General features: G+C 65.8%; 15 protein-coding genes. 5 read left to right on the plus strand and 10 right to left on the minus strand.

Annotated features, from left to right (window positions below; all coding sequences use genetic code 11):
- Positions 1-44 precede the first annotated feature (44 nt).
- Positions 45-872 (plus strand): class I SAM-dependent methyltransferase, encoded by an 828-nt coding sequence (locus J4P02_RS12610; protein ID WP_426190638.1) that lies wholly within the window; start codon positions 45-47, stop codon positions 870-872.
- A 70-nt stretch (positions 873-942) separates the two neighbouring features.
- Here the strand turns inward: J4P02_RS12610 and J4P02_RS12615 are convergent, their stop codons facing one another.
- From J4P02_RS12615 to J4P02_RS12630, 4 genes are all read right to left on the minus strand, one after another.
- Complete coding sequence (locus J4P02_RS12615; protein ID WP_426190640.1) at positions 943-1,167, minus strand: MbtH family protein; 225 nt, start codon at positions 1,165-1,167, stop codon at positions 943-945.
- Between the two features lie 81 nt (positions 1,168-1,248).
- On the minus strand, positions 1,249-2,658 hold the full coding sequence (locus tag J4P02_RS12620) for an aspartate aminotransferase family protein (RefSeq protein WP_426190642.1): 1,410 nt from the start codon (positions 2,656-2,658) through the stop codon (positions 1,249-1,251).
- Between the two features lie 319 nt (positions 2,659-2,977).
- Entirely contained in the window at positions 2,978-4,303 is a 1,326-nt protein-coding gene (locus tag J4P02_RS12625) for an ATP-binding protein (RefSeq protein WP_426190644.1), read from the minus strand.
- Positions 4,304-4,981 carry a response regulator gene (locus tag J4P02_RS12630; protein ID WP_426190646.1) on the minus strand — a complete coding sequence of 226 codons (678 nt, stop codon included), beginning with the start codon at positions 4,979-4,981 and terminating at the stop codon, positions 4,304-4,306.
- Positions 4,982-5,133: 152 nt separating this feature from the next.
- On the opposite strand from J4P02_RS12630, the gene dsbD reads away from it, so the two are divergent.
- The 3 genes from dsbD to dsbG are packed head-to-tail and all read left to right on the plus strand — an operon-like array spanning position 5,134 to position 8,485.
- Complete coding sequence (gene dsbD / locus J4P02_RS12635) at positions 5,134-6,879, plus strand: protein-disulfide reductase DsbD (RefSeq protein ID WP_426190648.1); 1,746 nt, start codon at positions 5,134-5,136, stop codon at positions 6,877-6,879.
- A complete protein-coding gene (locus tag J4P02_RS12640; protein WP_426190650.1) occupies positions 6,879-7,742 on the plus strand; it encodes a prolipoprotein diacylglyceryl transferase family protein in 864 nt (287 codons plus the stop codon). Before dsbD ends, J4P02_RS12640 begins: the two co-directional genes overlap by 1 nt.
- On the plus strand, positions 7,718-8,485 hold the full coding sequence (gene dsbG / locus J4P02_RS12645) for a thiol:disulfide interchange protein DsbG (protein WP_426190652.1): 768 nt from the start codon (positions 7,718-7,720) through the stop codon (positions 8,483-8,485). The genes J4P02_RS12640 and dsbG overlap by 25 nt, the downstream gene beginning before the upstream one ends.
- A 139-nt stretch (positions 8,486-8,624) precedes the next feature.
- Here the strand turns inward: dsbG and J4P02_RS12650 are convergent, their stop codons facing one another.
- Positions 8,625-9,443: an alpha/beta fold hydrolase gene (locus J4P02_RS12650; protein WP_426190654.1), complete on the minus strand. Its 819-nt coding sequence runs from the start codon at positions 9,441-9,443 to the stop codon at positions 8,625-8,627.
- Positions 9,444-9,860: 417 nt separating this feature from the next.
- Between J4P02_RS12650 and J4P02_RS12655 the strand changes: the two genes are divergently transcribed.
- Entirely contained in the window at positions 9,861-13,082 is a 3,222-nt protein-coding gene (locus J4P02_RS12655) for a transporter substrate-binding domain-containing protein (RefSeq protein ID WP_426190656.1), read from the plus strand.
- 179 nt (positions 13,083-13,261) lie between these two features.
- Here J4P02_RS12655 and J4P02_RS12660 read toward each other — a convergent pair whose 3' ends face one another.
- From J4P02_RS12660 to J4P02_RS12680, 5 genes are all read right to left on the minus strand, one after another.
- Positions 13,262-13,888, minus strand: coding sequence for a response regulator (locus tag J4P02_RS12660; RefSeq protein ID WP_426190658.1), 627 nt, complete (start codon positions 13,886-13,888; stop codon positions 13,262-13,264).
- A gap of 517 nt (positions 13,889-14,405) precedes the next feature.
- On the minus strand, positions 14,406-14,819 hold the full coding sequence (locus J4P02_RS12665; protein WP_426190660.1) for a hypothetical protein: 414 nt from the start codon (positions 14,817-14,819) through the stop codon (positions 14,406-14,408).
- Between the two features lie 276 nt (positions 14,820-15,095).
- The gene (locus J4P02_RS12670) at positions 15,096-15,452 is read right to left on the minus strand and encodes a DUF6124 family protein (protein ID WP_426190662.1); all 357 of its coding nucleotides are present in this window, start codon (positions 15,450-15,452) and stop codon (positions 15,096-15,098) included.
- A 789-nt stretch (positions 15,453-16,241) separates the two neighbouring features.
- Positions 16,242-17,291, minus strand: a complete 1,050-nt coding sequence (locus J4P02_RS12675) for a hypothetical protein (protein ID WP_426190664.1) — start codon at positions 17,289-17,291, stop codon at positions 16,242-16,244.
- 113 nt (positions 17,292-17,404) lie between these two features.
- A complete protein-coding gene (locus J4P02_RS12680) occupies positions 17,405-18,442 on the minus strand; it encodes a hypothetical protein (RefSeq protein ID WP_426190666.1) in 1,038 nt (345 codons plus the stop codon).
- Between the last annotated feature and the right edge of the window lie 26 nt (positions 18,443-18,468).

Below are 18,468 nucleotides of genomic sequence, written 5' to 3' on the forward strand. Positions count from 1 at the left end.
CTAGTCTGCGCGCTGCAAACCTGCCCAGACCGGAAACCCACGCCATGAGCGACTACCTGAAACTCAACCAGAGCAATTGGGACGAACGCGCGCCGCTGCACGCGGCCTCGGCGGATTACGCCGTGCAGCGCTTTGTCAACGACCCACGGTTTCTCTCCGAAGTGGTGCAGTTCGACCGGCCCCTGCTGGGCAATATCCAGGGCCTGCGCGGGGTGCATCTGCAATGCCATATCGGCACCGATACCCTGTCCCTGGCACGCCTTGGCGCGCGGATGAGCGGGCTGGACTTTTCCCCGGCCTCGCTCACCGAGGCTCGCACCCTGGCCCAGCGCTGCAACACCGCCATCGACTATCACCAGGCGGATGTGTTCGAGGCTGCCAATGTTCTGCCCCGGGGCGAATTCGACCTGGTCTACACCGGCATCGGCGCCCTGTGCTGGCTGCCGAGCATCGAGCGCTGGGCGCAAACCGTCGGCGCCCTGCTCAAGCCCGGCGGCCGGCTGTTTATCCGCGAGGGGCATCCGATGCTCTGGGCCATCAACGAGAGCCACGAAGATTCGCTGCGGGTGGAATATCCCTATTTCGAGCGCGCCGAGCCGCTGCTCTGGGACGACGACAGCACCTACGTGGAAACCGACAGCACGCTCAAGGCCACCCAGACCCACGAGTGGAACCACGGCCTCGGGGAGATCATCAGCGCCTTGCTGGGCCAGGGGCTGCAGATCACCGGCCTGGTGGAACACCAGAGCATTCCCTGGGAAGCCCTGCCCGGGCAGATGGTCATGGACGAGCGCGGCGAATGGCGGCTCAAGGAAGCCCCATGGCGCCTGCCACTGAGCTACAGCCTGCAGGCGATCAAGCCCCTGGCCTGATTGCCAGGCACAAAAAAAGCCCGCTGATCCATCAGGTTCAGCGGGCTTTTTGCAATCGACGCGCCAGGGTTCAGCCGGCCACGGCCTGCTGATCCATCTTCTGGCGCAGGCTCAGGGGGCGCATATCGGTCCAGACTTCCTCGATATAGGCCAGGCATTCCTTTTTCAGGCCGCTCTTGCCCACGGTGCGCCAACCCTGCGGCACCGCCTTGTAGTCGGGCCAGATCGAGTACTGCTCTTCATGGTTGACCACCACCTGGAACAGGATGTCCTCGCGGTCGAATACTGAAGTCATTGCTTGTCTCCATCACTGATTAGGTTCGCCGTACCCAGGCACGGCGATGCTGTAGAAGGAACGAATCAAGGTCGGGAAAAATTAGAGGCCGGCCACTGCCGCCGCCACCGCCTTGCTGAAAATCTGTGCCACCTGGTCGATCTGCGCCGCGCTGATCACCAGCGGCGGCAGGAAGCGCACCACGCTGCCATGGCGTCCGCCCAACTCCAGGATCAACCCGCGCTTGAGGCACTCACGCTGCACCAGCGGCGCCAGGCGCCCGTGCTGCGGCGGATGGCCCTGGGCGTCCGGCGTACCGGCCGGGTCCACCAGTTCCACGCCGAGCATCAGCCCGCGACCCCGCACATCCCCCAATTGCGGGAAATCGCGCTGCAGAATCAGCAAGTGCTCGCGCAGGCGCTCGCCCATGGCGGCGGCATGGGCCGGCAGGTTGTGTTCCTTGAGGTAGCGCATCACTGCGGAACCGGCGGCCATGGCCATCTGATTGCCACGGAAGGTGCCGGCATGGGCCCCCGGCTGCCAGGTGTCGAGCCAGTCGCGATAGACCATCACCGCCAGCGGCAGGCTGCCGCCAATGGCCTTGGACATCACCACCACATCGGGAACGATGCCGGCGTGTTCGAAGGCGAACATCTTGCCGGTGCGACCGAAACCGCTCTGGATCTCATCGACGATCAAGGCCACCCCGGCCTGCTCGGTAATCCGTCGCAGGCCGCGCAGCCAGTCCAGGTCCGCCGGGATCACCCCGCCCTCGCCCTGCACCGCCTCGACTATCACCGCCGCCGGCAACGCCACCCCGGCTTCCGGGTCATTGAGCAGGTTTTCCAGGTAATGCAGGTTGACCTTGACCCCCTCGGCGCCCCCCAGCCCGAACGGGCAGCGGTAGTCGTAGGGGAACGGCAGGAACTGCACGCCATTGTTCAGCAACCCCGCCAGCGGGCGCTTGGGCCCCAGGCTGCCCATCAGGCTCAGGGCGCCCTGGCTCATGCCGTGGTAACCACCCTGGAACGACAGCACGGTGCTGCGCCCGGTGGCGGTGCGCACCAGCTTCAGCGCGGCTTCCACGGCGTCGGTGCCGGTGGGGCCGCAGAACTGGATCTTGGCCTCGGCGGCCAGGGCCTCAGGCAGCAGGCCGAACAGGTCCTGGACGAACTGGTCCTTGACCGGGGTGGTCAGGTCCAGGGTCATCAGCGGCAACTCATCGGCCAACACCTGCTGGATCGCGGCAATCACCACCGGGTGGTTGTGGCCCAGGGCCAAGGTCCCGGCGCCGGCCAGGCAATCGATGAAACGCCGGCCTTCGACGTCTTCGACGTGGATGCCGCTGGCGCGCTTGAGGGCCAGGGGAATGCGCCGCGGATAGCTGCGGGCATTGGATTCCTGGCGGCTCTGACGGGCCAGCAGAGGCGACTCGTCGAACTGGTAAAGCGTTTGTGCCGGAGTGGCTAGGCCCACCGGCGAATCTTCCACAAGGCTGGTAACGGCTGACATGTCTGACACCCTCAGGCTGCAATTTGAGCAAAACGGCCACCGGCCGGATGCGCAGCCGAAGCAGGGTGCGCACGGACAGGTTTTCCTGTTCTGGAAACGCACCAGCCAGGCCGGGATTTACACCCCGGCGCGGGGAAATTGCACAAAGAGAGGCGCAGCTTCGCCACCCGCCACAATCAACCCTAGGAGCCGGCTTGCCGGCGAAGAGGCCCGCAAGCCTTGTTCGGCTCTCGCGGGCGCCTTCGCTGACAAGCAGAACGCCGCCCGGCCAGCGCCTACGAGTCGGCGTTTATGGCAGCGGTTGTGGACGCTGGCAAGATCAGCCGCGGTGGGCCGGCAAGGTCAGCTCCACCCGCAGGCCATCGGGCTGACTGTCGAAGCGCAGCTCGCAGCCGCAACGCTGGACAATCGCCTGGACAATCGCCAAGCCCAGCCCGCAACCGCTGCTCTGGCTGTCACGCCAGAAGCGTTGGGTCAGGTGTTGCAGGTCTTGCTCGGGAATCCCCGAGCCATGATCACGTACCTGGAAACGCACCCGGCCATCCACCCGCGTCAGGTTCAACTCCACCGGACACTCCACCGGGGTATGGCGCAGGGCGTTGTCCAGCAGGTTGCGCACCGCGGCGATGGCCAGGGTCGAAGGCATCTCCACCTGGGCCGTCCCGGCCTGCTCCTGAATCTGCAAGCGAACCCGGCTGCGGGCGCCCACGGCGGCATCCTGGATCGCCAGGCGCGCCACCTCTTCGGCGCTGCAATGCACGCCATCGTCGAACGACAGGCTGCCCTCGACCCGAGCCAGCAACAGCAATTGCTCCAGGGTCCGGTGCATGCGGTCGGCGCCCTCCTCGGCCCGGGCCAGGGACTGTTCCCGGGCCGCGCCCTCGGTCATGCGCGCCACCTGCAGGTGGGTCTTGATCGCGGTCAGCGGGCTGCGCAACTCATGGGCCGCGTCGCCGGTCAGGCGGCGTTCACGCTCAATGGTCTTGGCAATGCGCTGGAACAACTGGTTCTGGGTTTCCAGCAAGGGCCGCAGTTCGCTGGGCATGGGCTGGATCTGCAACGGTTCCAGGGAGTCGGCACTGCGCCGCATCAGCGCGTCGCGAATCCGGTTCAAGGGTGCCAGGCTCTGGCCGATGCCCAGCCACAGCAACCACAGGCAACCCAGCAGGGCCACCCCCACCGGCACCGAGGCGGCCAGCAGCACTGACATGTTCAGGGCCTCGCGTTCCACCTGGCGATCGGCGGTGGTGATGCGCAAGTCGCCGCGCACCAGGGTGAAGGTGCGCCAGGGCGCACCGTCGATCATCTGGTCGTGAAAACCCAGTTTCTCGGCCTCCAGGGTGTGCTCCTGGTCGCCGTGGCTGCGGGCCAGGACCTGCCCGCGCAACGAGCTGACCTGGCAGGCCATGCCGCCGGGAATGGTCAGCGCCGCGCTGGCGATGGACTTTCCGCGCTCATGCTCGGGGAAGGCCGGCATCTGCTCCAGCAGCCCGGCGACCATCCGCGCCGACGCCACCAGGCGCTGGTCCAGGGAAAACATCATCTGGTTGCGCAGGTCGCTGAGCATCCAGGCCGCCGCCAGGGCCCAGATCAGGATAAAGGCGGCGCCCAGGGTCATGCTCAGGCGCAAGCGCAGGCTGCGCACTTAGGAATGCTCCTCGCCATCGGCCGGGCCCAGGCGATAGCCCAGGCCACGCACGGTCTCGACTATGCCGTTGCCGAGCTTGCGTCGCAGGTGGTGGATATGCACGTTGAGGGCGTTGCTTTCCAGCTCATCGTTAAAGCCGTAGACGCTGTCTTTGAGTTGCTCGCTGGACAGTACCCGGCCGCGATTGTGCAACAGCGCCTGGAGCAGCGACTGCTCGCGCCGGGACAGGTCCACCGGCACCCCGCCCAGCAGGGTTTCGCGGGTGCTGGGGTCGTAGCTCAGGCGCCCGTGCTCGATCAGGTTGACGCTGCGCCCGGCTACCCGGCGCAGCAGGGTGTGCAGGCGCGCCGCCAGCTCGCGCAAATCGAAAGGCTTGAGCAGGTAGTCGTCGGCGCCAGCCTGCAGGCCGTCGACCCGGTCGGTCACCGAATCCCGGGCCGTGAGAATCAGCACCGGAATATCCAGGCCCTGCTGGCGTTGTTGCTTGAGCAGCTTCAAACCATCTTCATCCGGCAGGCCCAAGTCCAGTACCATCACGTCGAACTCGGCCACGCCGAGCATGGCCCGCGCTGCGGAAGCGGTGGCCACATGCTCGACGGTCAGGCCCTGGGCCGTGAGGCCGGCGACTATCCCGCTGGCAATCAGCTCATCATCTTCACAGACAAGTACGTGCATGGTCGGTCCTGTATAAAGGCGCTGATTAAGCAGGCGGCGGATTAAGCGGACATTATGCCTGCCACTCACGGGCCACAAGCCAGGTGGGTTAATCATCGGTTAATCAGAACCGACCATTGTGCTCGTTAATTGCACCGGCTTAAGGCTTGACCATGCGTCGACTGTTGATTCTGCTGTTCATGCTATTCACCACCCTGGCGCAAGCCGGCAACAACCCGTTCGAGGTCAAGCCCGACTTCCTGCCGGTGGGCCAGGCCTTCGTGTTCAGCTCCGAACGCCTGCCTTCCGGCGAAACCCAGTTGTTCTGGCAGATCGCCGACGGCTACTACCTGTACCAGAAACGCCTGAAGTTCGACGGCCTGCCGCCAGAGCAGCAACCTGCACTGCCGGCCGGCGAAGACCACAGTGACGAGTTCTTCGGCCAGCAGACGGTGTACCGCCAGGGCCTGGAAGTGAAGCTGCCGGCAACCGCCAGCGGCAAGGTCAAGCTCGGTTGGCAGGGCTGCGCCGACGCCGGCCTGTGCTACCCGCCGCAAACCCTGGAAGTGGACCTGGGCGGCGCACCCGTGGCGACCGCCGCTGCCGGCCAAGCCGCAGCCGCCGCCCAGGACCAGTTGCTGGCCAATGAACTGCAGCAGAAATCCTGGGGCCTGGGCCTGCTGGCCTTCTTCGGCTTCGGCCTGCTGCTGGCCTTCGCCCCCTGCTCGCTGCCGATGCTGCCGATCCTCGCCGGCATGGTGGTGGGCAGCGGCGCCAGCCCGCGTCGCGGCCTGGCCCTGGCCTCAAGCTATGTGCTGTGCATGGCCCTGGTGTACGCCGGCATGGGGGTGATCGCCGCCCTGCTGGGCAGCAACCTGCAAGCCTGGTTGCAGCAACCCTGGGTGCTGGGCAGCTTCGCCGCGCTGTTCGTGCTGCTGGCGCTGCCGATGTTCGGCTTCTTCGAACTGCAGATGCCGGCCTTCCTGCGCGACCGCCTGGAAGGCGCCAGCCGCCAGCGCCAGGGCGGCAGCCTGATCGGCTGCGGTGCACTCGGTGCCCTTTCCGCCCTGCTGGTGGGCCCGTGCATGACCGCGCCCCTGGCCGGCGGCCTGCTGTATATCGCCCAGACCGGCAACGCCCTGTTCGGCGGCCTGGCACTCTTCGCCCTGGGCCTGGGCATCGGCCTGCCGCTGTTGCTGCTGGTAATGGTAGGCAACCGCTTCCTGCCCAAGCCCGGCCCCTGGATGAACCTGCTCAAGGGCGTGTTCGGTTTCCTGTTCCTCGGCACCGCCATCTATATGCTGCGCCCGGTGCTGGGCGCCAGCCTGTGGATTGGCCTGTGGGGCACCCTGGCCTTGGTACTGGCCTACTGTGCCTGGCAGCAACGGGGCATCGCCGGCCGCTTGCTGCATGCCTTCGGCGCCGGTTCGGTGCTGTTCGGGGTCTGGGGCAGCCTGCTGCTGGTGGGCGCCGCCGGTGGCAGCGACGAGCTGTGGCACCCGCTCAAGGTCTACAGCGGTGGCAGCGGCGCTAACAGCGTCACGGCCCACGATGCCTTCACCACGGTCAAGTCCCCCGCCGAGCTGCAAAGCGCACTGGACAGCGCCCAGGCCCAGGGCCAGTGGGTGCTGCTGGATTACTACGCCGATTGGTGCGTGTCGTGCAAGATCATGGAAAAAACCGTGTTCGGCCAACCCCAGGTGCTGGACGCCCTGAAGGACGTGCGCCTGCTGCGCCTGGACGTGACCCTGGACAACGCCGACGGCCGCGAACTGCTGAGCCGCTACAAGGTGCCGGGGCCACCGAGCATGCTGTGGATCGGCCCTGATGGCAGCGAACGCCGCAGCCAGCGCATCACCGGCGAAGTGGATGCCGCGGCCTTCCTGCAACGCTGGACCCAGACCCGGGAAGCCCGTTGATGCTGACCTTTACCATCGGCACCTTCGCCATCGCCCTCAACCACCTGCTGCTGATCAGTGCCCTGGCCCTGGCCACCCTGGTGGGCTGGCGGGTGGCCAAGCGCGGCGGTGACAACCCCGAGTCGGTGCTGTTCTCGTTGTTCCTGCTGGGCATGCTGGCCGCCCGGGTCAGCTTCGTGCTCGCCTACTGGAAGCACTACCAGCACGACCTGTGGATGATCATCGACCTGCGCGATGGCGGTTTCCTGGCCTGGCCGGGGGTCATCGTCATGCTCCTGGCGGCCCTGGCCTGGGGCTGGAAACGCCCGTCCCTGCGCCGCCCGCTGGGTGCCGGGGTGGCCAGCGGCCTGGCCTTTTGGCTGCTGGCCACCCTGGGCCTGACCCTCTACGACCAGGGCACGCGCCTGCCGGAGGTGGCCCTGCGCAACGCCGCCGGCGATACCGTGCAACTCACCGACTACCAGGGTGGCCCGCTGGTGATCAACCTCTGGGCCACTTGGTGCCCGCCCTGCCGGCGTGAAATGCCGGTGCTGGAAAAAGCCCAGCAACAACGCCCGGACCTGACCTTCCTGTTCGTCAACCAGGCCGAAAGCATGCAAAGCGTCGCCACCTACCTCGCCACCCAGGACCTCAACCTGGACAACGTGCTGTTCGATGGCAGTGGCCGCCTGGGCAAGGCCGTGGGCTCCATGGCCCTGCCCACCACATTGTTCTACAGCGCCGATGGCCGCCTGCTGGGCAGCCATCTGGGCGAACTGTCCGAGGCCAGCCTGGCCCGGGCCCTGGAAAATTTCGACGGTGCCCATCCGACTCCGGTCGCCCCTTCAAGGAAACTGCCATGCCCTTCATCCGCCACCTGCTGAGCCTGTCTTTGGGCGCGGCGCTGCTCAACGTCCCGCTGCTGCACGCTGAGGAGCTGCCTGCGCCGATCCGCAAGATCGAAGAAAAAGGCGCCAAGATCATCGGCAGCTTCGACGCCCCGGATGGCCTCAAGGGCTATGCCGCGCAATACCAGAACCGCGGCATGACCCTGTACCTGACCGCCGACGGCAAGCACGTGCTGCTGGGCAACCTGTACGACGCCGACGGCAAGGACCTGAGCGCCGAGCCGTTGCAGAAACTGGTGTATGCCCCCATGGCCAAGGAAGTCTGGGGCAACCTGGACAAGAGCAACTGGATCGCCGACGGCAAGGCTGATGCACCGCGCATCGTCTACCTGTTCAGCGACCCCAACTGCCCCTACTGCAACATGTTCTGGGAGCAGGCACGGCCCTGGGTCAAGGCTGGCAAGGTGCAGCTGCGGCACATCATGGTGGGCATCATCCGCGAAGACAGCCCGGGCAAATCCGCCGCGCTGCTGGCCGCCAAGGACCCGCAACAGGCCCTGCAGGATCACGAGAAAGCCGGCAAGGGCAGCAGCCTGAAACCCCTGGCCAGCATTCCTGCGGCGGTGCAGGCCAAGCTCGACGCCAATATGAAGCTGATGGAAGAACTGGAGCTGTCGGCCACCCCGGCGATCTTCTACCTCGACGACAAGGGCGAGTTGCAACAGCAGCAAGGCGCCCCGGCCCCGGGCAAGCTGACGCAGATACTCGGCCCGAAATAAATCCGTGGCGAGGGAGCTTGCTCCCGCTGGGCGGCACCGCCGCCCCAACCCTTTGCAGCACCGTGCATCAAGAACATCCCCGATGCAGGCTTTACGGCTGCCCTGCAGCCGAACGGGAGCAAGCTCCCTCGCCACCGGGTTAACGCGAATGCCGCGCCTCCAGGAACTCCAGCAACGCCCGGGTCACGAACTCGGGGTTCTCCAGGCTGGAAATATGCCCCGCCTCGGGCACCAGCTGATACGGGCAACCGATGCGCTCGGCCATCTCGATGGTTTCCGCAGGCGGCCGCGGCTGGTCCTGATCGCCGCACAGCAGCAACGTCTTCGCGGCATCAAGACGCCCCAACTGATCCAACACATCCGCCCGGCTGAAGGTGATGCGCCCCATGGGAATCACGCTCTGGCGCAGGCGCTCGGCCGGCAATTGGGCCAGCGTGGCACGAAACGCCTGGAACAGCGCCGACTGCCGGTCGATGCCCGGACGGAAGAAGATCGGCACCACGATATCCAGCAGCATCGGGCTGATCTGGCCAGTGGTTTCGATCTGCTGGAACAGCGAAAAGTAATACTGCCGGGTCGGCTCCGGCTCGGCCCCCAGGTAGGTGTCCATCAGCACCAGCCCATTGATCCGCTGCGGTGCCGCCAACGCCAGTCGCGCGCCCCACATGCCACCCACCGACAGCCCCACCAGGGTGGCCTGCTCGATCCACAAATGATCCAGCAACGCCAGCATCTGCCGCGCCAGGTCGTCCAGCGATGCCGTGCCTTCCGGCAGCGGCCCGGACTGGCCATGGCCCCACAAATCCACGGCGATCACTCGGTACTGCGCCGCCAAGGCCTCGATCTGCGGCGCCCACATGCCCGTGTCCCATAGGTAACTGCCAGCCAGCAGCACCACCGGTCCCTGCCCCTGGTCGAGGTAGTGCAGCGCTTGTCCGTCGATGATCGCGAAAGGCATCGAGTGTCTCCTGTGTACGAAGAAAGGTCCGACAGACTGTGCCGCTGAAGCGCTTCAGTCAATCGGACCTGTTCGACAAAAAGCGTCAGAATTTTCACGATTTAAACCCAACCCCTGCTCCGCCCAAACGCCACCCAGCGCCTTTCCAACAGCCGCTTCAGCGCAGCCGCAGCGCGTCGGAAGGCCGTGCAAAGGCGAGCTGTCACTCAGGACTTTCCCCTCTGATTCGCGGAAGTTTCCTGCATACCCCCCTGGCCGTGCTGATTAGTCTGAAAACCCAGTTTGCAGAGCCTGCGCCGCAGCCTCTGCCTGCCCCACGCGGATGAAAGCCGCTCAAGCCCCCTCATCAATAGCACCGCATCGGTCGCCACTTGCCACAGCGCAGCGGCCCGTCCGACGTGACGCCCCGGAGTACCCATGCCACTTCGCAGCCTTGTCCTAGGATTGCTGCTGGGCTGTTGCTACATGCACCAGAGCCTGGCCGCAGAGCGCCTGACACTGATCAGCCAAAGCACCGCCCAACACCGCGAACTCAAGCTCTCCGAAGCCGACTGGCGCTGGTTGCGCAACAAGCGGGGGCTGCTGCTGGGCACCGCCTCGCCCAATGCCCTGCCCATGGAGATCAGCAGCGCCCATCACGAATTTCAGGGGCTGACGGCCGACTACCTGAAGCTGATGGCCAGCTCGCTGGGGCTGAGGGTGCAGGTGCGGCGCTACCCCAGCCGCCAGGCCGCACTCAAAGCGCTGGTGGCCGGGGACATCGACCTGCTGGGCAATGCAACACCCTTCGAGGCCCAGGCCCATGGCTTGCTGCTGAGCAAGGCCTATGTCAGCGACACCCCGACCCTGGTGGCCCGAGTCGGGCAGGCACCGCCGCTCAAGGGCAGCCGCCTGGCACTGGCCCCCGACTACCTGCCCCTGGAGAAAGTCCGCGAGCTCTATCCGCGCGCCATCCTCATGCCCTATGCCTCGGCGCAAGCGGCCCTGCGCGCAGTGGTGTTCGGCCAGGCCGACCTGCTGCTGAGCAATTCCCTCAGCGCGCAGTTCCTGCTCAACCTGAGCTATTCGGAGCAGGTTCACGTGCTCCGCAGCGAAGCCCCGGTGCTTCCCGGTTTCAGCTTCGCGGTGGCCCGACGCAACCCGCAGCTACGACGGATGCTCAACCAAGCACTGGCGCAGATCCCCCACGAACAGCAGATCGGCATACACCGGCGCTGGGGCGACAAACGCATGCTCAGCCTCACCCCGCTCGAACTCAGCATCGAGCAGCGCCGCTGGATACATGAGCACCCACGGGTGCAGGTGGGGGTCAGCCGCGGCCTGGCGCCGCTGTCCTATTTCGGCCCGGACAATCGCTACCAGGGCCTGACCGCCGACCTGCTGCAACTGATCAGTGCCCAGACCGGGCTGCGCTTCGAGATCCAGGCGTTCGACGACGTCGAGCAGATGTACAGCGCCGTGCAGCAGCACAAGGTCCAGGTACTGACGCCACTGGCCCGCAGCCCGGAGCGGGAAACGCTGCTGCACTTCACCCGGCCGCTGCTCTACGCGCCCTATGTGCTGGTGACCCGCAATCAGGCGCAGGCGCCCCAGAGCCTCGAGCAAATGCACGGCAAAACCCTTGTGCTGCCCATTGGCCACAGCCTGCTGCCGACACTGCGCAAGCACTACCCAGGCATCCGCCTGCAAACCGCCGACTCACGGCCCCAAGCCCTGGACATGCTCGCCGACCACCGCGCCGACGCCACCCTGATCAACGAACTCAGCGCCAGCCACGCGCTGCCGCAGATCCACAGCAATCACCTGAAGCTCAGCGCCGCCCTGGATCGGCCGCAGTCGGTCATGTCCCTGGCGGTGCGCCGCGATCAGCTGGAATTGTTCGCCATCCTGGAACAGGCCCTGGCCGATATTCCTGCCGATGTGCTGATGGAGCTGAGCCACCACTGGCGGCGGCAGGTGCCCCTTGCCTCACCTTCGTGGCGCGACTACCAGCCCACCCTCTATCGCCTGGCAGCAGGCGCCGGGCTCTTGCTGCTGATGGCCCTGGGCTGGGGTTGGGGCATGCGTCGCCAGGTGCTGCAACGCCAGCAGCTGCTTGAACAACTGCGCCAGGCCAAGGCCCGGGCCGACAGCGCCAACCAGGCCAAGAGCGACTTCCTGGCCAGCATGAGCCATGAAATCCGTACGCCGATGCATGCCGTGCTCGGCCTGCTGGAGCTGGCCCTCAAGCGCGCGGACCTGGGCCAGGCAGATCGCCCGTCGCTGGCCCTGGCCCATGACTCGACGCAGGGCCTGCTGGCCTTGCTCGGCGATAGCCTGGACATCAGCCGGATCGAAAGCGGCCGGCTCCAGCTCAACCCGCAGCGCACCGACCTGCGCACCCTGCTGGAAACCCTGGTGCGGGTGTTCGAACCCACGGCCCGAGGCAAAGGCCTGCAACTGCAGCTGGAAATCCAGCACAGCGCCCCGGGCGATGTACTGGTGGACCCGCTGCGGCTCAAGCAGATCCTCTCCAACCTCACCAGCAATGCGCTGAAGTTCACCGAGCGGGGCCAGGTTCGGATCTGCGCCCAGTTGCTGCCCGCCGGCAGCGACCAGGTACAGCTGCAACTCTGTGTGCAAGACAGCGGCCCGGGCATCAGCGATGCCGACCAGCAGCGCCTGTTCCAGCCCTTCAGCCAGATTCACGGCGCCCACCAGGCCGGTCATGGCGGCAGCGGCCTGGGCCTGCTGATCTCCCGTTCATTGTGCGAAATGATGGGCGGGCGCCTGCAACTGCAAAGCACCCCCGGGGTGGGCACCCGAGTTTGGTTGCACTTGCCGCTGACCTCACTGCCAGCGGCGACCCAGGAACCGCCGGCCGCCCCACTGGCCCGGCCGCTCGACACCCACAGAGTGCTGCGGGTGCTGGTGGTGGATGACAACTCGGCCAACCGCCGTTTGCTGTGCAAGCAGCTGCAGTTTCTTGGCCACCAGCCACGCCCGGCGCAATGGGGCGCCGCCGCCCTGGAACTGTGGCAGGCCGAAACCTTCGACCTGCTGATCACCGACTGCAATATGCCGCAGATGAATGGCTACCAACTGGCCCGGCAGATCCGCCAGCTCGAGCGCCAGCAGCAACGTCGCGCCCTGCCGATCTGGGGCTACACCGCCCAAGTCCAGGCCGAGGAACGCCAGCGCTGCCTGGCAGCCGGTATGGACGCCTGCCTGTTCAAGCCCATGGCCCTGGACGAACTGCAGCAGGCCCTCGAAGAGCTGGCGCGCTCTGCTCCCCTCCCGCCGGAGTTGCCACGCATGCCCCACCTGAACCTCGACGCTCTGCGCCAGTTCGCCGGCGACAACCCCGAGGTGCTGCGCCAGGTATTGCTGGACATTCTCGACAGCCACCGCCAAGACCTGCAAAAGGTCGGCCGCCTGTTGCTGGCGGACCACGACGCTGGCATCGCCGAGCTGGCCCACAGCATCAAGGGCGCCGCGCGCATCATCAACGCCCAGCGCCTGATTGCCAGTTGCCAGCAGCTGGAACAGGCCTGGCGCCAGAGTGCGCCGCTAGCGCAGCTCAAGCAGCACTTGACCGGGTTGCAGCAACTGATGCTGGAGTTCGACGATGACTTGCAGCAACTGCTGGAGCAGGCCTGACCCCGCCCCATGCGCCGGGGCGATCAGCACCAGGCTGAGCACCTCTGGCCCGAGCCGATGCCCGCAGCCAGGCCGCGTCGAAGGGGATTTTTTGCTTTAAGAGTCAGGCTGCCCTGCGCCAGCAACGGCTGGCGCGGGCCATTCGGCGTACCTCAAGAGCGGGGTACGCCAGGGAGGGATCACACCACGCCGTTGCGCTTGGCGAAGTCGATCAGCCCCAGCAGGCTGATCTCGCCGATCTTGTCCTGCAAGCGGGTCTTGTAGGAGCTGACGGTCTTGTTGTTGATCAGGAACTGGTCGGCGATCTGCTTGTTGCTGTAGCCCAGGGCCAGGTAGCGCAGCACCGTCAGTTCACGGTCCGAAAGGCTGTCGAGCAGCACGCCCTCATCGGCATCGGAACCCAGGGCGCGGCTACTGGCCACCGCCGCATCAGGAAAATAGCGGTAGCCGGCGAGCACCGCACGTACCCCATCCAGCAAGCCGTTGGGGTCCTCCTGTTTGTAGACGAAGCCATGGGCCCCGGCCCGCAGGCAGCGCCCGGAAAAGAACGCCGGGTCCTGGCCGCTGAGCACCAGGATACGCGGTGGTGCTTCCTGGGCCATGATCCGGCTGATCACTTCAAGGCCGCCAAGGCCGGGAATATCCAGGTCCAGCAGCACCAGGTCCGGTTGCAGCTCACGGGTCAGGCTGAGGCCTTCGACCCCGGTGCCGGTTTCGCCGGCGATGGTGTGTCCGGCACGCTCGAGCATCAGCCGTGCGGCCATGCGCACCATGGGGTGGTCATCGATCAGTAGCAGTCTTGCCATATTCATGATCCTTCATGCACCTGTTCGACCAGGTGCTATCCGAATGGAAGCGTCAACGCCATGGGTCGGCATCGATCGCAAAAAGAAGTGAATGAGCCTTGTAGAGGCGCATCGAGGCCTGAGCCGGCCATCGCTGCCAGGGCAAACGCCGAGCATTAACACGCGGTCAGGGGGTGGTCAAAAAGCCCGGAGACCGATAGCGCCACCGCCGTTCGCGGCAGCCCGCCACGCCGGGCCCGGCCTCGAGTGGGCCGGCTGCGGCCCGCCCAGGCCGGTCGGCACAGGCCAGGGAAGGCTTGAGCCTGTGCCCTTGGCAAGCATTGCCCGGGCCTTGTGCGCAGGCGGGCCCGAGCCCGGTACGCCTCTGCGGGCAACCGCTTGAATGGCAGATCGGCGACAAAGGCAATCGGCGTAAACCTCATGTCAAAGCGTCAAAGTCAGTCATGCACAGACGACAACCACGAATGCGCGGCAAGGGTTCAGCCCATCGGCAGCACGGCCCCGACCGCACCGCGCACTAACCGGCAATTCTCGCCGGTTGCGGTATCGAGGCATTCACCCGCGCGGCCCCGTCGTGGTGCGATGGGTGCTGCACATCGCCGCGCGGCTCGGACGCCGGTACAGAATGATCGGCCCCCTGCCGGGAAGCACCGGCCAGGCTTTCCACCCGCGCATTGACAGTGGACTGGCTGCAACTGGCCACATGAATCTGAATGTCCCGGGAGGTCTCGGCGGCGCCACCGTCCACCACGGTCAGGTCCACCTGGGTGGCCGGACCGCCCGCCACCTGCTGCCCCTTCGCCCCCGGGCAAGGCGTGGCAGCGGCGGGCCCGGCGACCTCGCCATGGGCAGTGTCCTTGACCGCCACCACCGCCGCCGAAGCGATACCCAATGCCACCGTGGTGACCCATAGACGCTTGTTGATTTTCATCTCATACCCCTTGCCTGCCAGAAAATGGAAGTCGACAGCCGCTGAAAGCGCCCTTGAGGCCCCTTCCACGTGCTGAAACCGGTCCGAGTATCGGCCTTGGCCATTCGCCGATATGCAGGACCATTCCATTGCTCTGTAGGAAAGCTCCATCAATATCCGATGCATTTCGCACTCGGCAACCGCCTCGATTCCCTGGCCGGGCCCGACAGACTGTGGCGCGCAAGCACCACGATCAATCGGACCCGGACGATAAAGGCGCTTGGCCAATCCTGAGGTTCAAGCCCCGCGGCGGCTGTCCAGCAAGGCCTCGACCACGGCCCGAGCCATCTCCACGGAATGCACCATGGACCAGATCAGGCCGCGCTCGACCCCGCTGCCCTGCTGGGTGATTTCATCGCAGACCTCCTCGGCGCATTTGAGCAGCAGCGAGATATGCACCAGGGCCTCTTCGGCACTGACGCCCGGACGAACGCTGAACAGAGAATCAGGGGCAACGGACCTGGCTTGAGTGCTGAGCCGGAACAGCGCCGGGTCTGCCGGTTGCTGGGCCAGGGCCACGCGCAAAGTGGCGTTGGCGGCTTTAAGGGCGGGATCGCGGTAGGACGTGGGTGGATCGGGGACAATCTTTTTCATGGTTGACTCCAGTGGATTAAAGGAGCCGACACCATTCGCTTGCACACGAAATGAGGGTGGCAGCCGTACGCAGGGGTGCAAGACCGAGTCCACTGGCGCTTCTCGGCAGATCCGAAGATCTCCCGCGTACGGCCGCCATAACATGGCGGACACGAAAAACGCTCAATCAGCGCTGAGCGTTTGTGCACCAGATAGAGCTCGGACTTGCACATCCGAGCCATCGATTTGGCGATGGCCCAAGCACCCTAGCCCGCCCATCTGGCGCATTCAAGCGGCCCGCAGTTTCTCGGAAATGCCTTACAAAAGAAAGAGACTAAACACCATTCCAGCGCACTCCCGGCCCACCCCTCCCCCGTAGGAGCTGGCCGGGCGGCGTTCCGCTTGCCGGCGAAGGCGTCCGCCAGGGCGATGCATCACTCACAGGCCCCTTCGCCGGCAAGCCGGCTCCTACGAAAAAGCGCGTAAAACGCGCTTGGGCTTTTGATCTTGATTGTCCTGCCCCTTCAGGAGGCCGAGCACAGGCATTGCGTAGGGGGTAGCTCGGCATGGATGCCGAGCTAGCCGCCCCAGGCCATGGATGGCCTGTGGCGGCGTGCCCCCGGAGCAATGCCGGAGCGAGGGAACGCCGAGCCTTGGCGAGGCGCCGGATGCGGGGGCAGGAGGCCTTTGGTTACTTTGGGCCTTTTCCAAAGTGACCCGCTGTAAAAGCGGAACCCTAAGCCGCCATGACCTCAGCAACGGATATGTACCCAGTAACAGCCTCCCCCAGGCTGCAACTGACAACGCGCCTCAGCGAAATTCCTCAGGCGCCTCGCGCTCGAGGATGTTCTCCAGCTCCCCCAGATCATCCCGCTGCGCAAGAATCGCGCTGACCTGCTCGACCCATTCCTGCTGCGAAGCAATCGCCGCCCACGACTGGCTGCCAAAGCCGTGATACGGCCGGTCATCAAAGGTGCTGATCAACAGTTGATTCAGGCGCCCCGTGTCCAGCTTGTTGCGCTGCACCTGCACCTGCAGCGCCCCCAGCACCTTCTGCTGCTCCTGCGGGTTCGGCGCATAGCTCGACACCCGCGGCGAGCTGAGCACCAGAAACTCCGGCGGCAGGTTTTCATCGATGGCCGCCTGCAACCGGTAATGCCCATCGAGAATCAGGTAGCTGTTCAAACCGCTGACATACCACAGCAGGATCGGCGGCAAGCTGCCTTCCCGGGCTTTCTTGCGCCACCACTTCAGGCGCCCGGCCAGGGGGTCGACGCCATGCAGGCCGACCACCGCCCCACCGCCCTCCCACAGTTCGACCCAGCGCGCCGGGCCAGGTTGTTGGTTGTCGAGGATATTGCGGCCATCGATCGACCAGTTCGGCAGATGGCTCAAGGCATCGTCGCCGCCCTTGAAGTACCAGGTGTCGATACCGCTGAGCCGCGCTCGCCCATAAGGGTGGGAAGCCGGCCGCAGCGCCCGCACCAGCCAGTAGCCGGGGTAGAAGAATTCCGCCTGGTGCTGGCGCAACTGCTGGACGAAGAACCGGCTCCAGGCCTTCAAGCGCTGGCTAGGCGCAAGGCCCGCCTGTTGTTCCACCTGGGGCGAATCAATGGGGCCCACCAGGGTTTGCGGCAGGTGCTCCAGCAGGTGATTGCGCACCAGCCACACACCGTAGAGGCAGCTCGACATCGTGCCCCAGAGCAGGGTCTGCTCCCCCAGCACCAGTTGCATGCGGCGGTTGTCGCCGCTCAGCAGTCGCAGGTTCGGCTTGCCACGGGCCGGGCCGGGTACATCGACCCCCAGGCCATTCCAGTGGCCCGCCAAATCCTCGATATCACGCCAGAAAATCTGTTCCACGATGGTCCCTGTTCATTGCCTGCCCTGGGGCGAACGGGCGCGACTATAGCATTCGCCGGCAGGTGCCCCTCCCTACCTGTAGGCGCTGGCTTGCCAGCGAACGCGGCAGCACCCTACCCGCGCCTTGCGATCACCGCCTCCGCCTGCTGGCCCAGCCCTTGTTCGCTCAGGCACTGCCGCACCTCCTCGCACCACTGCGACTCCGGCTCATGGTCGGCCCAGGCGTAGGTGGCGCTGCGGTAATCCGGGCGATCGTCGAAGGCCTGGATCAGCACCTGGTTGAGGTGCTCGGTGCTAAGCAGTTTGTTGCGTGGAACGGCGTCGCCGCGTTTGCGCAGTGAATCCAGCACCCGTTGCTGCTGTTGCGGGCAGGCTAGGGTCGGACGTTCGCGGGTGGCGCACACCACGATAAAGGTCGGCGCCAGGTTTTCCGCAATGGCCGCCTGCAAGCGGTAATGGCCGTCGATCACCACATAGGAGGCCAGGCCGCCGACATACCACAAGAGGATCGGCGGCAGGCTGCCTTCCCGGGCCTTCTTGCGCCACCACTTCAAGCGCCCAGCCTGCAGGTCCACCGAGTGCAGGCCGATCAGCTTGCCGCCGCCGTGCCACCAGTCGATCCACTCCAGGGTCTGGGGTTGCAGGTTGTCGAGAAAATCCTCGCCGTACAGGCGCCAGCTGGGCAGGTGGCTGAAGGGCTCTGCCGAGGAGCTGAAGCGCCAGCTGTCCAGGCCGGGAGCGGGCGGGCCCTGCTCCGGCAACAGGCCTTGGGCCAGCCAGTAGCCGGGGGTCAGGAAGTGCCTGGCGCTTTCGCTCAGGCGGCTGACGAAGTAACGGCTCCAGGCCTTGATCCGCAACGCCGGAGCCAGGGCCGCATGTTGCTCGACGGTGGGCGAATCGATGGGCGACAGCAGCCGGCACTCAGCCCCCTGGGCCAGCCGATTGCGCACCAGCCAGACGCCACCCGAACCCCGCACCGGCGTGGCCCAAAACAGCGTGTTGTGGTGGTGCATCAGCTTGATCCGGGCATTGCTGCCACTGCGCAGGTACAGCGGCGGCTTGTCACCGGCGGCCTCGCCTACCGTCACCCCGAGCCCGTTCCAGCGGCCGTGGGCATCTTCGATATCGTGCCAGTAAAGCGGCTCTGCCATGGTTCCGGTCCTTGAACTGTCTGCAA

Source organism: Pseudomonas sp. NFXW11, assembly GCF_049887815.1.
GTDB lineage: Bacteria > Pseudomonadota > Gammaproteobacteria > Pseudomonadales > Pseudomonadaceae > Aquipseudomonas.